Below are 12,710 nucleotides of genomic sequence, written 5' to 3'. Positions count from 1 at the left end.
AGCAAAATTGTCGCATAGGAAAAAAAAATAATGGTATACTGTAACCAGTTTCAATTCAAGGAGGTAACGTAAAATGGCAATTACAAATGCAACGGATCAAACATTCACAACAGAAACAAACGAAGGTTTAGTACTAGCGGATTTCTGGGCACCTTGGTGTGGACCTTGTAAAATGATCGCTCCAGTACTAGAAGAATTAGATGCGGAACTTGGTGAAAAAGTTAAAATCGTAAAAGTCGATGTAGACGAAAACCAAGAAACTGCAGGGAAGTATGGTGTTATGAGTATTCCAACGTTAATCCTTATGAAGGATGGCGAAATCGTTGATAAAGTTATTGGTTATCAACCAAAAGAAGCATTAGCGGAACTTGTTTCTAAACACGCATAATTCAAAAAAGCTACTAGGGGCATTTGCTTCTAGTAGCTTTTTCTTTCTGTTTATTTTAGTTAGTAAAAAATAGTAGGCAACCAAATCCTATTGTGAAAATCCACTAAATCAGGCACAATATAAGAACATATATTTGGTAATGAAGAGGTGAGTTTTGTGAATGAACACCTGAAAAATAAATTAGCGATTCTTCCTGATCAACCAGGTTGCTACCTCATGAAGGATCGTCAGGGAACGGTTATATATGTTGGGAAAGCCAAAGTATTAAAGAACAGAGTTAGATCTTATTTCACAGGAAGTCACGATGGAAAGACGCAACGACTGGTTAGTGAAATAGAAGATTTTGAATACATTATGGTCTCTTCTGATATTGAAGCACTAATACTAGAAATGAACTTAATTAAAAAGTACGATCCTCGTTATAACATTATGTTAAAGGACGACAAAAGCTATCCTTTTATAAAAATTACCAATGAACGACATCCTAGACTAGTTACAACACGGAAGGTAAAAAAAGATAAGGCACGATACTTCGGACCATACCCAAATGCGCAATCCGCTAATGAAACAAAAAAGTTATTAGACAGACTATATCCACTTCGTAAGTGTACTACACTACCAGATAAGGTTTGTTTGTATTATCATATTGGTCAATGTTTAGCTCCTTGTGTAAAAGACGTAGAACAAACAACATACAAATCTATGATTGATGAAATTGCAAGGTTTCTGAATGGTGGGCATACAGAAATTAAAAAAGAACTACAAACCAAAATGCAATCAGCAGCGGAAAATTTAGAGTTCGAACGAGCAAAAGAATATCGTGACCAAATTGTGCATATAGAGGCAACAATGGAGAAACAAAAAATGACGATGACAGACTTAGTAGATCGTGATGTATTTGGTTTTGCGGTCGACAAAGGATGGATGTGTGTACAAGTATTCTTTGTTAGACAAGGAAAGCTCATTGAAAGAGATGTTTCTGTTTTTCCGATATATGATGAGCCAGAATCTGAATTCTTAACATTTTTAGGTCAATTCTACACAAAAGCAAATCATATTAAGCCTAAAGAGATCTATCTTCCTAAAACAATTGATAAAGAGCTTGCGGAGAAGTTTATGGAAGTAAAAATAGTTCAACCGCAAATTGGGAAGAAAAAAGAACTGGTGGAACTTGCGATTAAAAATGCACAAGGTGCTCTATCTGATAAATTCTCTCTTATTGAGCGAGATGAGGAACGAACGATTAAAGCAATAGACACACTTGGTGAAAAAATGGGTATTGCAACACCAACCCGAATTGAAGCATTTGATAATTCTAATATCCAAGGTTCTGATGCTGTTTCTGCTATGATTGTATTTTTAGATGGTAAACCAGCAAAGAGTGATTATAGAAAATTTAAAATTAAAACGGTGGAAGGGCCAGATGATTACGGTTCTATGCGAGAAGTTGTTCGAAGAAGGTACTCTAGGCTTTTAAAAGAAGAAAAACCCTTGCCTGATTTAATCCTAATTGATGGTGGGAAAGGACAAATCGAAGCTGCACGAGAAGTAATAGAAGATGAGTTAGGGCTCTGGATTCCTATTGCTGGGCTAGCCAAAGATGATAAACATCAAACTTCTCAATTATTGTTTGGAAACCCATTAGAAATTGTACCCTTGGATAGAAACAGCCAAGCGTTTTATTTACTTCAACGTATACAAGATGAAGTGCATCGATTTGCGATTACTTTTCACCGACAAGTTCGAGGTAAATCAGCATTTCAATCTATCCTAGACGATATTCCAGGTGTGGGACCAACTCGTAAAAAGCAGCTCCTAAAAACCTTTGGATCCATTAAGAAAATGAAGGAAGCGACTTTAGAAGATTTACAGCGAGCAGGACTGCCTACAAATGTTGCAGAAAAAGTTTTTGAGAAACTTCAGGATTAGCATTGTCAGTTAATTTTATCCGTGCTATAATCAAACACAAATTTCATATAACATTTACACATTTGTGTAGATAGAGGTGCGAGAAATGAAAAGTACTTGTTTGGAGAAGGATAAGCTTCGAAGAAAAACAGGGAAAGGCATGATCGCCGAAGAAACAAAGAACTTATCACTACTGTTTCTGGTAAAACGCTGAATAAGCTATTTACTGTCAAGGGCTGACCTTGGAGTGCTATCACACCTGACAATAGATTTTATCATTCAGGCCATGAGTAGCGCATACTCATGGCCTTTTCTATTGGGAAGTGACCAGGATAATTTTAGTACCCTTTGTTTATAAAAACGTTAGCACGGTTGAAATGAGATGGGAAAGTATCGAGGAGGAGAAATAATGGGACTTATTGTTCAAAAGTTTGGCGGAACTTCTGTTGGGTCTGTAGAAAGAATCCAAAATGTGGCACGTAGAGTAATACAAGAAAAACAAAATGGTCATGACGTAGTAGTTGTTGTGTCTGCGATGGGAAAGACAACAGATGAACTGGTATCGCTAGCACAACAAATTACAGACCAACCTTCGAAAAGAGAAATGGATATGCTTCTAATGACAGGGGAGCAAGTGACAATTTCCTTACTAACAATGGCATTGCAACAAATGGACCAAGATGCGATTTCTTTCACGGGATGGCAAGCAGGTATGCGAACAGAGGCGGTACATGGTAATGCTCGAATTTCCTCAATTGAGCCAATCCGTATACAAAATGCTCTAAAGGAAGGGAAAGTGGTAGTTGTAGCTGGTTTCCAAGGGATGACGGAACAAGCGGAATTAACTACATTAGGACGTGGTGGTTCGGATACAACAGCAGTTGCACTGGCTGCAGCACTAGAAGCTGACAGGTGTGACATTTATACAGATGTTACCGGCGTTTACACAACCGATCCTAGATATGTTGCAAAAGCACGTAAATTAAGTCAAATTTCGTATGATGAAATGTTAGAACTAGCTCATCTTGGTGCGGGCGTTTTACATCCAAGAGCAGTGGAATATGCAAAGAACTACGATGTAACGTTAGAAGTTAGATCTAGTATGGTGGAAGAAGAAGGAACGAAGATTAAGGAGGAAGCGGAAATGGAACAGAATTTAGTCGTTCGTGGGGTAGCGTTTGAAAAAGATATTACTCGTGTAACAGTGAGAGGACCTAAAGCTCAGTGGAGTGGAATTTCCTCCATCTTTAGTTTGTTAGCAAAACATTTCATCAATGTTGATATCATTATTCAGAGTTTAACAGAAAAAGAAGAAGCGAGTGTTTCTTTCTCTATCAAGTCAGAAGACCTTGAAGAAGTGCAGTCGATTCTGAAAACTGCTGAGAATGAAATTGGATTTACAGGATTAGAATTAGAATCTGGTTTAGCAAAAGTGTCTATCGTTGGTTCTGGTATGGCATCCAATCCTGGAGTTGCTGCACAAATGTTTGATGTGTTAACGGAAAATGGCATGGTGATTAAGATGGTTAGTACATCTGAAATTAAAGTATCTACTGTTATTGATGAGCACGACATGCTTCGAGCTGCAGGAGTGTTACATACTGCATTCGGATTAGATATGTTTGTGGAAGAGACAGTATGAATTAAATAAAATTTAAAAATTCCGGGGCTAAAGCCAAAAGTGACTGCACAGGGATTTCCGCTGCAGGGGGACGCTTTCCACTACGAAAAGCGAAAGGCGCGCGTTCAGCCGCGGCAGAAAAGTTTGGAAGACCGAGGAGGCAGCTCTTCAGCCACCGGAGGGCTTTTGGACTTTTCCGAGCGGTTGCGCACCTGCAGCTGGACACGGCATCACTTTGCGAACGCTCCTGGGGGGTCTCAGTAACCCACCTTTCCTGTAGGAGTCGCCCCCTTCCGCTCCAATCCCAAAGTTATAATCTACAAAGTTGCTAATTCTGCAGTTTTATAAATTAAAATTCGACGCACAAAAGGTACATTCGTTTTTTTGAATGTACCTTTTGTGTTATGTACAAGCATTATGTACTTTTCTTATGTAAGAAAGAAATTTATTTAACGAATTCTTCCCACTTCAACGTGAATGTTACTTTTTTCTTGCGCTTTTCAATCGTATACGTTGATTCTGTTCTTCGTTTCACTTGTTGCTCGACCTGCAACGCTAAGAAACCCGCTTCTAACGAGAAGGACGGTGTCTCCTTTAAGGAAAGTCTCTTTTCTATGTATTCACCTGAACATTCAAAAACAACACCCGTTCGACTTTCGGATTGTTTTGTTAAATATCCCCAAGTTGCTTCATGAAAAAATGAGACCAATTCTGCTTCGTCTGCTACGGGGAATTTTCTTGCTAGATGTTTTCCAGACCAATACATTACTTCTTCCGAGTGTTTACCTAAGATTTCAGGTAATAAAACGTCGCGAAGTAATTCTACTCCAAAAGTAGAAACTTGATGCGAGGTAACCTCTTGTTTTTCTTCTACTGTCATTGTATATGCCCCTCTCTTCCAACCATAGTATACACGATATGTGTTTTAAGCTTAAGCCATAACTTATTGGAAGAAATAAATAGGGAATATGCTCTAGACTATGGAAAGATATGTTTGTGAATGAATACTCATTTTAGTAAGATATAAAATTTGTGATATAGCCTCATAATTGATAAGGTTTTTCAATTAAATAATATGTTATCAGTATATTAAAAATAGTTAGCACATAATAATTATTTTATGTATACGTTTTCTTGACGGTACCAGCAAGTGGGAGTACAATGAACATGACAAAGAAAATGGCTTCATCTCAACGCTCGTTTTACTAGATTAAGAGGGGAATATTTCTAGTAGGGATTGAGAATTGCTGAACAATAGGGGGTAAATCATGGCTGGTAATCGAGAGTTTTGGCTTCGTAGAATTCACTCTTTACTCGGAGTCATTCCAGTTGGTCTGTTTCTTACACAGCACTTAGTAGTTAACCACTTTGCTACAAAGGGTGAACAAGCATTTAATGATGCTGCGCATTTTATGGAAAGTCTTCCATTTAGGTACGCATTAGAAATTTTCATCATTTTTCTTCCTCTTCTTTTCCACGCGGTTTACGGAATTTACATTGCATTTACTGCGAAAAATAATACATCTCGTTTTGGTACATTTCGAAACTGGATGTTCGTTTTTCAACGAATTACAGGTGTTCTACTTGTTATTTGGATCACATGGCATGTATGGGAAACGCGTGTAGCTGCCGCTTTTGGAGCAGAAGTTAATTTCCAAATGATGGAGAATATCTTGAGTAATCCATTAATGGTTGTATGGTATGTAATCGGAGTGATTGCAGCAATCTTCCACTTTGCAAATGGATTGTGGTCTTTCGGGGTAAGTTGGGGATTAACGTTATCACCAAAATCTCAATTAATCTCGACTTATGTAACTATGGGTCTTTTCGTAATATTGAGTGTAGTTGGACTTAGAGCAATTTTCGCATTCGTGTGATAGATAGAGAGCATGAATGTTTGGTAGTCAGAAAAGGGAGTGAGAGAATTGGGTAAACAAAGAGTAATCGTTGTAGGTGGCGGACTTGCTGGACTAATGGCCACGATTAAAATAGCAGAAACTGGTACACCAGTTGATTTATTCTCACTTGTACCGGTGAAACGTTCCCACTCAGTTTGTGCGCAGGGTGGTATAAATGGAGCGGTAAATACAAAAGGGGAAGGCGATTCTCCGTGGGAACACTTTGACGATACAGTTTATGGAGGAGATTTCTTAGCGAATCAGCCCCCTGTAAAAGCAATGTGTGAAGCTGCACCTGGAATTATTCATTTATTAGACCGTATGGGAGTTATGTTTAACCGTACTCCAGAAGGGTTGTTAGACTTCCGTCGTTTTGGTGGAACACAGCATCACCGTACAGCATTTGCTGGTGCTACTACTGGGCAGCAGTTGTTATATGCACTAGATGAACAAGTTAGAAGATATGAAGTTGCTGGTCTTGTTTCTAAATATGAAGGCTGGGAATTCCTTGGGGTTGTTTTAGACGACGAAGGAGTAGCACGCGGTATCGTAGGTCAAGATCTACGTACGATGGAAATTAAAACGTTCAAAGCAGATGCTGTTATTATGGCAACTGGTGGACCTGGAATTATTTTCGGAAAATCAACTAACTCTGTCATCAATACAGGAGCTGCAGCTTCTATCGTATACCAACAAGGTGCTTACTATGCAAATGGAGAATTTATTCAGATTCATCCAACTGCTATTCCTGGTGACGATAAGCTACGCTTAATGAGTGAATCTGCTCGTGGTGAAGGTGGTCGTGTTTGGACTTACAAAGACGGTAAGCCTTGGTATTTCTTAGAAGAAAAATACCCTGCCTATGGAAATTTAGTACCACGTGATATTGCTACTCGTGAAATTTTCCATGTGTGTGTAGATTTAAAGCTAGGTGTTAACGGCGAAAACATGGTTTACTTAGATCTTTCTCATAAAGATCCAAAAGAACTAGATGTTAAGCTTGGCGGAATCATAGAGATTTATGAGAAGTTTATGGGTGATGATCCTAGAAAACTTCCAATGAAAATCTTCCCTGCAGTTCACTATTCAATGGGTGGTATTTGGGTAGATTATAACCAAATGACAAATATCCCAGGATTATTTGCTGCTGGTGAATGTGATTATTCACAACATGGTGCAAACCGACTAGGAGCAAACTCTCTATTATCAGCTATTTACGGTGGTATGGTCGCTGGACCTAACGCGGTTAAGTATATCAAAGGACTAGATAAGACTGCAGAAGATATTTCTTCCACTGTTTTTGATCGTCATGTGAAAGAAGAAGAGCAAAAATGGAATGATATTATGACGCTTGATGGAACAGAAAACGCATACGTTCTTCATAAAGAATTAGGAGAATGGATGACGGATAATGTGACAGTAGTTCGTTATAACGACAAGTTAAAGAAGACGGACGAAAAGATTCAAGAGTTAATGGAGCGTTTTAAAAATATTAACATTCATGATACTTCTAAGTGGAGTAACCAAGGTGCAACATTCACTAGACAATTAGATCACATGTTACAGCTTTCTCGTGTAGTAACAATCGGTGCTTTAAACCGTGATGAAAGTCGTGGAGCACACTACAAGCCTGAGTTCCCTGAGCGTAATGATGAGGACTTCTTAAAAACAACGATGGCTCGTTTTGATGCAGAGAATAATACACCTGTTTTCCATTATGAAGAAGTTGATACTTCTTTAATTTCACCACGTAAGCGTGACTATTCTAAAGCGAAAGGGGATAACTAATCATGGCGACGGAAACGAAAAAGACGGTTGAATTTATTGTTGTTCGTCAAGACACACCTGATTCAGCCCCTTATGAAGAAAAATTCGTTTTACCTTACAGACCTAACATGAACGTAATTTCTGCATTAATGGAAATTCGTCGTAATCCAGTGAACAAGGATGGAAAAGAAACAACTCCGATAAACTGGGAAATGGGATGTTTAGAAGAAGTTTGTGGTGCTTGTTCGATGGTGATTAATGGCAAACCTCGTCAATCTTGTACTGCACTAATTGATAAGTTAGAACAACCTATCCGTTTAGAACCAATGAAAACGTTCCCTGTTGTTCGTGACTTACAAGTAGATAGAAGTAGAATGTTTGATTCACTTAAGAAAGTGAAGGCTTGGATTCCTATTGATGGGACGTATGACCTTGGACCTGGACCTCGTATGCCAGAGAAAAAGCGCCAATGGGCTTATGAACTTTCTAAGTGTATGACTTGTGGTGTGTGTTTAGAGGCTTGTCCAAATGTAAATGAGAAGTCTAATTTCATTGGACCTGCTCCTTTATCACAAGTTCGTTTGTTCAATGCACATCCAACCGGTGCAATGAATAAAGACGAGCGCTTAGAGGCAATTATGGGAGACGGAGGACTAGCGAACTGTGGTAACTCTCAAAACTGTGTTCAAGCTTGTCCGAAAGGTATTCCTTTAACAACTTCTATTGCAGCACTAAATCGTGATACGACGTTCCAAATGTTCCGTAACTTCTTTGGAAGTGACAATAACGTATAAAAAGTACTCCTTACGATCCATTCGTGTTCGTAAGGAGTTTTCTAAAAATAAATATGAATGAATGTTCAGTCATAATTTAAGGAGGGGTAGTATGTCTAGAATTAGCTATATTCAAGATCAGGAGAAATGGGCAAGTGAATTTAGGTATTTTCATCCTATTACGGTAAGGTTCTCTGAAACGGATATGTTTGGTCATTTGAATAATACGGTTCCATTTGTGTATTTTGAAGAGTCGCGAATTGCCTATTTAGAAAAGGTTGGATTTATGGGAGACTGGTTAAAATCTCGAGAATGTATTCCAGTTGTTGCGGACCTTCAATGTGATTTTGTACAACAAGTCTATTTTGGGGAGAAGTTAACGATTGGAGTTAAAGCGAACTCTTTAGGTCGTTCATCTGTAGATATTCATTATTGGGGTAGGAAAGAAGATGGTTCCACAGCTTTTACTGGAAGAGGGACGATGGTGCAGGTTCATGCAAAAACCGGTAAAAGTGTGGAATGGGATGAAAAATCAAAGGAAGTATGGGCTTTGTCATCTTGTTGAATTTCGTGTGAAGTATTTTCGGATGTAGCTAGTAACAAAAACAGGAATAATTAGTGCGGGTATATACAAAATCCAGTGTGCGTCTAGGTACATGATAAGTCCTACAAAAACTAGTACAAAGAATAGTCTAGTTAGTTCAAAAATGGCATTGAATGCTTGTCGAGACATATATAGTTCCTCCTAGAAGGCTTTTTGCTATTATACCATATACTCGTCTAGAACGTTTTGAGAGGCTTTGGATGGACTTTTAGAAAAAATCATTAATAGAGGAGTTAGCAGAGAAAATTATATTGTATGATAGAGGGAATATAGTATTCTCTCTTTTTTTTGATTATTTCATAGATAGGAGACACTCGTATGACAAAACTAGCCATCGGAGTAGATATTGGCACAACAAGTACAAAAGCAGTCCTTTTCACAACAACAGGACAAATACGTGCTCAACACGCCGTTGAATATCCACTTCATACACCGAATCCACAAACAGCAGAACAATCTCCTGAAGATATTTATCAAGCGGTTTTAGAAACAATAAAAGAAACCATCATTAAAGCTGAAATTGATACAAGTCAGTTACTTTTTATCTCCTTTAGTTCAGCCATGCATAGCCTAATTGGTGTGGATAAGGAAGGGAAGCTCCTCACAAATAGTATTACATGGGCAGATAATCGAAGCGCTAAGTGGGCAGAAAAAATCAAAAATGAATGGAATGGCCATGACATTTATAGAAGAACGGGAACCCCTATTCATCCCATGTCTCCTTTATCCAAGTTAGTGTGGTTAAAACATGAACACAAGGATTTATTTGCAACAGTTGATAAATGGATATCCATTAAAGAATATATATTATGGAAAATGTTTGGAGAGTTTGTTGTTGACTATTCCATTGCATCAGCAACAGGGCTATTCAACTTAGAACAATTAAATTGGGACAGAGAAGCGTTAGAGTTAGCAGGGGTAAAAATTACTCAGTTATCTACACCAGTACCCACTACCCATCAATTAAAGGGTCTAAAAGAAAACCTTGCAGAGCATTTAGGTATACCCGCTAGCACTCCATTCGTGGTGGGTGCTTCAGATGGTGTGCTTTCTAACTTGGGAGTAAATGCTATTGGCAAAGGGGAAGTAGCAGTAACAATAGGAACGAGTGGGGCTATTAGAACTGTTGTGGACAAACCTATAACAGACCCAAAAGGAAGGATTTTTTGTTACGCACTTACGGAAAATCATTGGGTTCTTGGAGGACCTGTCAATAATGGTGGTGTCATTTTTCGTTGGATAAGAGATGAATTAGGTCAACCTGAAATAAATACAAATAAAGAAGATCCTTATGATGTCTTAACTAGGATAGCAAGCACCATATCTCCCGGTGCAGACGGCTTACTTTTTCATCCTTATTTTACGGGAGAAAGAGCACCTTTGTGGAATGCTCATGCAAAAGGTTCTTTTATCGGTTTAACACTACATCATCAAAAAGCTCATATGATTAGAGCAGCTTTAGAAGGAATTTTGTTTAACTTATACACTGTCTTACTAGCACTAGAAGAGTTAACAGGTGAATCTGTAAGAATTAAGGCTACAGGTGGATTTGCTAAATCAGCGTTTTGGAGACAAATGATGTCAGATATCTTTCAAAGGCCTTTAACAGTTCCTCAATCAGTAGAAAGCTCTTGTTTAGGTGCAGTAGTAGTAGGATTGTATGCATTAGGAGAAATAGCCGCCTTAGAAGAGGTAAGTAGCTTGATGGAGGAGTCGTTCGAACACATTCCAGTAGAAGAAGCGTCTAATAAATACCGAGAATTAGTTTCAATTTTTATTCGATTATCTAAGTTGTTGGAGGAAGAATACAAAGCATTATCCGAATTTCAAACGGTACATGTTCAATAAAATGTAAGTAAATTGAAAAGTATAGTCTGTTTTCTTCTTAAACAAAACTATTTTCATTCCATTCTAAAAAAACACTGCCTAAATTAAGGTAACAATGTGTTTCGCAGTCACTCTCACCCTTGTCTAAACATATGATGTTTTGACGACCAATACCCATCCCCGCGGTCATCAGCTGGCGAAGGCAAGGAGGGTTACAGTACTTGAAGGACAACGATTATACACACAAACCACTTCTCACTAAACGAGAAAAAGAAGTATTTGAACTACTGGTCCAAGACAAAACGACGAAAGAAATCGCAGGTGAACTGTTTATTAGTGAAAAAACAGTGAGAAACCACATTTCCAACGCCATGCAAAAGCTTGGAGTCAAGGGGCGTTCTCAAGCAGTCGTGGAATTAATACGTAGAGGAGAACTCAAGCTTTAACGTAAAACCGGCAACCTTTCGGGGGAAGCCGGTTTTTGGTTTGGATGAAGAGACATATAAGGAAGAGGTAGCACTTAATTCTTCGAGTTTCGTAAGATTTACCTGAATACTTACTTGAATTTTTTTCAGAAAACGTAGACAATATGAACAAGACACTGGAACGAATTAAAGGAGTGCACGCTTTTTATGGAAAACGAAACGCCAATTACAAAAGAACAAATAGCTGATATTGAGCGAGACTTACGATACATATCTGCAATTATTAAGCAAAAAGGCCGAGAAATTTTGAGTCAATATACCATTACACCACCACAATTTATTGCGTTACAATGGTTATTTGAAGTAGGTGATATGACAATAGGAGAACTCTCTACAAAAATGTATTTAGCATTTAGTACTACGACGGACCTAGTAGACCGAATGGAAAAGAATGAATTAGTCCAAAGAGTAAGAGATACTAATGACCGCAGAGTAGTTCGGATACATTTGTTAGAAGAAGGGGAACGAATTATTGAAGAGGTTATTAAGCAGAGACAAGATTATTTGGAATCATTATTGTCTACACACTCTCAAGATGAAGTTCGTAACCTCCACAAAAGTCTTCACAACCTACACCATGAAATGAAAGAGGATTGAATAGTGTGAACCAACCAATTGGTGTATTAGATTCCGGAGCTGGCGGCCTAACCGTGGTAAAGGAACTAACAAGACAGTTACCAAACGAAAAAATTATTTACATAGGGGATACAGCAAGGTGCCCTTATGGACCAAGATCGGTAGATGAAGTAAGAGCATTTACATGGCAGCTCGTACATTTTCTACTAAAAAAGGACGTAAAAATGATTGTCATTGCTTGCAACACGGCAACTGCAGTTGTATTAGATGAAATTCAAGCTGCACTAGATATACCAGTAATGGGAGTAATTGACCCTGGGGCAAGAGCAACAAGGATGATGACACAAAACGGGAAAATTGGTGTGCTTGGTACGCTAGGTACAATAAAAAGTAAAGCATATGAAGAGGCACTAAAAGCCATCGATCATACAATAGAAATTTATCCTCTTTCTTGCCCAAAGTTTGTTCCTTTGGTAGAAAGTAACGAGTTTAACAGTGAAATAGCCAGTAAAGTAGTAGAGGAAACACTACAGCCGCTGAAAAAAGAGCCAATTGATTCTGTTATTTTAGGATGCACACATTATCCTCTATTAGCACCCCTAATAAAAAATGTCTTGGGTAAAGAAGTGGCAATTATCTCTTCAGGAGATGAAACGGCAAGAGAAGTAAGTGCTATATTAGGCTTTCAAAGAAAATTAGCTACGAAAGCAAATCCAAGCCATGAATTTTATACAACAGGATCTCCAGCTTTATTTCGGGTGCTAGTGACAGAGTGGCTTTCCATTCATGAACCTTTAGTGATGAAAGCCTCTATTGAAAAGTTTCCTATTGCTAGTCTATAAGTTTTTTAGATAGCTTGGTCT

The 12,710-nt window shown here is 38.3% G+C and carries 13 protein-coding genes and 1 riboswitch; of the genes, 11 read left to right on the top strand and 2 right to left on the bottom strand.

Features of this window, described 5'->3' with window-relative positions:
* Window positions 1–73: 73 nt before the first annotated feature.
* The 3 genes from trxA (at window position 74) to G8O30_RS09375 (ending at window position 3,938) form a co-directional block, all read left to right on the top strand.
* Window positions 74–388, top strand: a complete 315-nt coding sequence (gene trxA, locus G8O30_RS09385; protein WP_239671829.1) for a thioredoxin — start codon at window positions 74–76, stop codon at window positions 386–388.
* 156 nt (window positions 389–544) lie between these two features.
* A complete protein-coding gene (uvrC, locus tag G8O30_RS09380; protein WP_239671828.1) occupies window positions 545–2,317 on the top strand; it encodes an excinuclease ABC subunit UvrC in 1,773 nt (590 codons plus the stop codon).
* Window positions 2,318–2,380: 63 nt separating this feature from the next.
* Window positions 2,381–2,557: riboswitch (Lysine riboswitch) on the top strand.
* A gap of 148 nt (window positions 2,558–2,705) precedes the next feature.
* Entirely contained in the window at window positions 2,706–3,938 is a 1,233-nt protein-coding gene (locus G8O30_RS09375) for an aspartate kinase (RefSeq protein ID WP_239671827.1), read from the top strand.
* A 424-nt stretch (window positions 3,939–4,362) separates the two neighbouring features.
* On the opposite strand, the gene G8O30_RS09370 is transcribed toward G8O30_RS09375, so the two are convergent.
* Window positions 4,363–4,797: a YslB family protein gene (locus G8O30_RS09370; RefSeq protein ID WP_239671826.1), complete on the bottom strand. Its 435-nt coding sequence runs from the start codon at window positions 4,795–4,797 to the stop codon at window positions 4,363–4,365.
* Window positions 4,798–5,185: 388 nt separating this feature from the next.
* Here G8O30_RS09370 and G8O30_RS09365 point away from each other — a divergent pair, with 388 nt between their 5' ends.
* The 4 genes from G8O30_RS09365 to G8O30_RS09350 all read left to right on the top strand — a co-directional run bounded on the left by G8O30_RS09365 (window position 5,186) and on the right by G8O30_RS09350 (window position 8,920).
* Window positions 5,186–5,794 carry a succinate dehydrogenase cytochrome b558 subunit gene (locus G8O30_RS09365; protein WP_239671825.1) on the top strand — a complete coding sequence of 203 codons (609 nt, stop codon included), beginning with the start codon at window positions 5,186–5,188 and terminating at the stop codon, window positions 5,792–5,794.
* Between the two features lie 48 nt (window positions 5,795–5,842).
* The gene (gene sdhA / locus G8O30_RS09360) at window positions 5,843–7,603 is read left to right on the top strand and encodes a succinate dehydrogenase flavoprotein subunit (protein WP_239671824.1); all 1,761 of its coding nucleotides are present in this window, start codon (window positions 5,843–5,845) and stop codon (window positions 7,601–7,603) included.
* A 2-nt stretch (window positions 7,604–7,605) separates the two neighbouring features.
* Window positions 7,606–8,376 (top strand): succinate dehydrogenase iron-sulfur subunit, encoded by a 771-nt coding sequence (gene sdhB, locus G8O30_RS09355; protein ID WP_239671823.1) that lies wholly within the window; start codon window positions 7,606–7,608, stop codon window positions 8,374–8,376.
* A 91-nt stretch (window positions 8,377–8,467) separates the two neighbouring features.
* Window positions 8,468–8,920, top strand: a complete 453-nt coding sequence (locus tag G8O30_RS09350) for an acyl-CoA thioesterase (protein ID WP_239671822.1) — start codon at window positions 8,468–8,470, stop codon at window positions 8,918–8,920.
* Here the strand turns inward: G8O30_RS09350 and G8O30_RS09345 are convergent.
* Entirely contained in the window at window positions 8,909–9,088 is a 180-nt protein-coding gene (locus G8O30_RS09345; RefSeq protein ID WP_239671821.1) for a hypothetical protein, read from the bottom strand. The two genes, G8O30_RS09350 and G8O30_RS09345, sit on opposite strands and share 12 nt — an antisense overlap.
* A 189-nt stretch (window positions 9,089–9,277) precedes the next feature.
* On the opposite strand from G8O30_RS09345, the gene gntK reads away from it, so the two are divergent.
* From gntK to racE, 4 genes are all read left to right on the top strand, one after another.
* Entirely contained in the window at window positions 9,278–10,807 is a 1,530-nt protein-coding gene (gene gntK, locus G8O30_RS09340) for a gluconokinase (RefSeq protein ID WP_239671820.1), read from the top strand.
* A 200-nt stretch (window positions 10,808–11,007) separates the two neighbouring features.
* A complete protein-coding gene (locus tag G8O30_RS09335; protein ID WP_239671819.1) occupies window positions 11,008–11,232 on the top strand; it encodes a helix-turn-helix domain-containing protein in 225 nt (74 codons plus the stop codon).
* Between the two features lie 186 nt (window positions 11,233–11,418).
* Window positions 11,419–11,868 carry a MarR family winged helix-turn-helix transcriptional regulator gene (locus tag G8O30_RS09330; RefSeq protein WP_239671818.1) on the top strand — a complete coding sequence of 150 codons (450 nt, stop codon included), beginning with the start codon at window positions 11,419–11,421 and terminating at the stop codon, window positions 11,866–11,868.
* A gap of 5 nt (window positions 11,869–11,873) precedes the next feature.
* Window positions 11,874–12,689 carry a glutamate racemase gene (gene racE / locus G8O30_RS09325; protein ID WP_239671817.1) on the top strand — a complete coding sequence of 272 codons (816 nt, stop codon included), beginning with the start codon at window positions 11,874–11,876 and terminating at the stop codon, window positions 12,687–12,689.
* The last annotated feature ends 21 nt before the right edge of the window (window positions 12,690–12,710 follow it).

This window comes from Mangrovibacillus cuniculi (assembly GCF_015482585.1).
Classification (GTDB): domain Bacteria; phylum Bacillota; class Bacilli; order Bacillales; family R1DC41; genus Mangrovibacillus; species Mangrovibacillus cuniculi.
This window is presented reverse-complemented; position numbering and strand designations above follow the sequence as displayed.

Coding starts and splice junctions, on each gene's coding strand:
- G8O30_RS09365 (WP_239671825.1), top strand. CDS start 5,186: ATGGCTGGTAATCGAGAGTTTTGGCTTCGTAGAATTCACTCTTTACTC.
- G8O30_RS09370 (WP_239671826.1), bottom strand. CDS start 4,797: ATGACAGTAGAAGAAAAACAAGAGGTTACCTCGCATCAAGTTTCTACT.
- gntK (WP_239671820.1), top strand. CDS start 9,278: ATGACAAAACTAGCCATCGGAGTAGATATTGGCACAACAAGTACAAAA.
- G8O30_RS09350 (WP_239671822.1), top strand. CDS start 8,468: ATGTCTAGAATTAGCTATATTCAAGATCAGGAGAAATGGGCAAGTGAA.
- G8O30_RS09345 (WP_239671821.1), bottom strand. CDS start 9,088: ATGTCTCGACAAGCATTCAATGCCATTTTTGAACTAACTAGACTATTC.
- trxA (WP_239671829.1), top strand. CDS start 74: ATGGCAATTACAAATGCAACGGATCAAACATTCACAACAGAAACAAAC.
- sdhB (WP_239671823.1), top strand. CDS start 7,606: ATGGCGACGGAAACGAAAAAGACGGTTGAATTTATTGTTGTTCGTCAA.
- G8O30_RS09375 (WP_239671827.1), top strand. CDS start 2,706: ATGGGACTTATTGTTCAAAAGTTTGGCGGAACTTCTGTTGGGTCTGTA.
- G8O30_RS09330 (WP_239671818.1), top strand. CDS start 11,419: ATGGAAAACGAAACGCCAATTACAAAAGAACAAATAGCTGATATTGAG.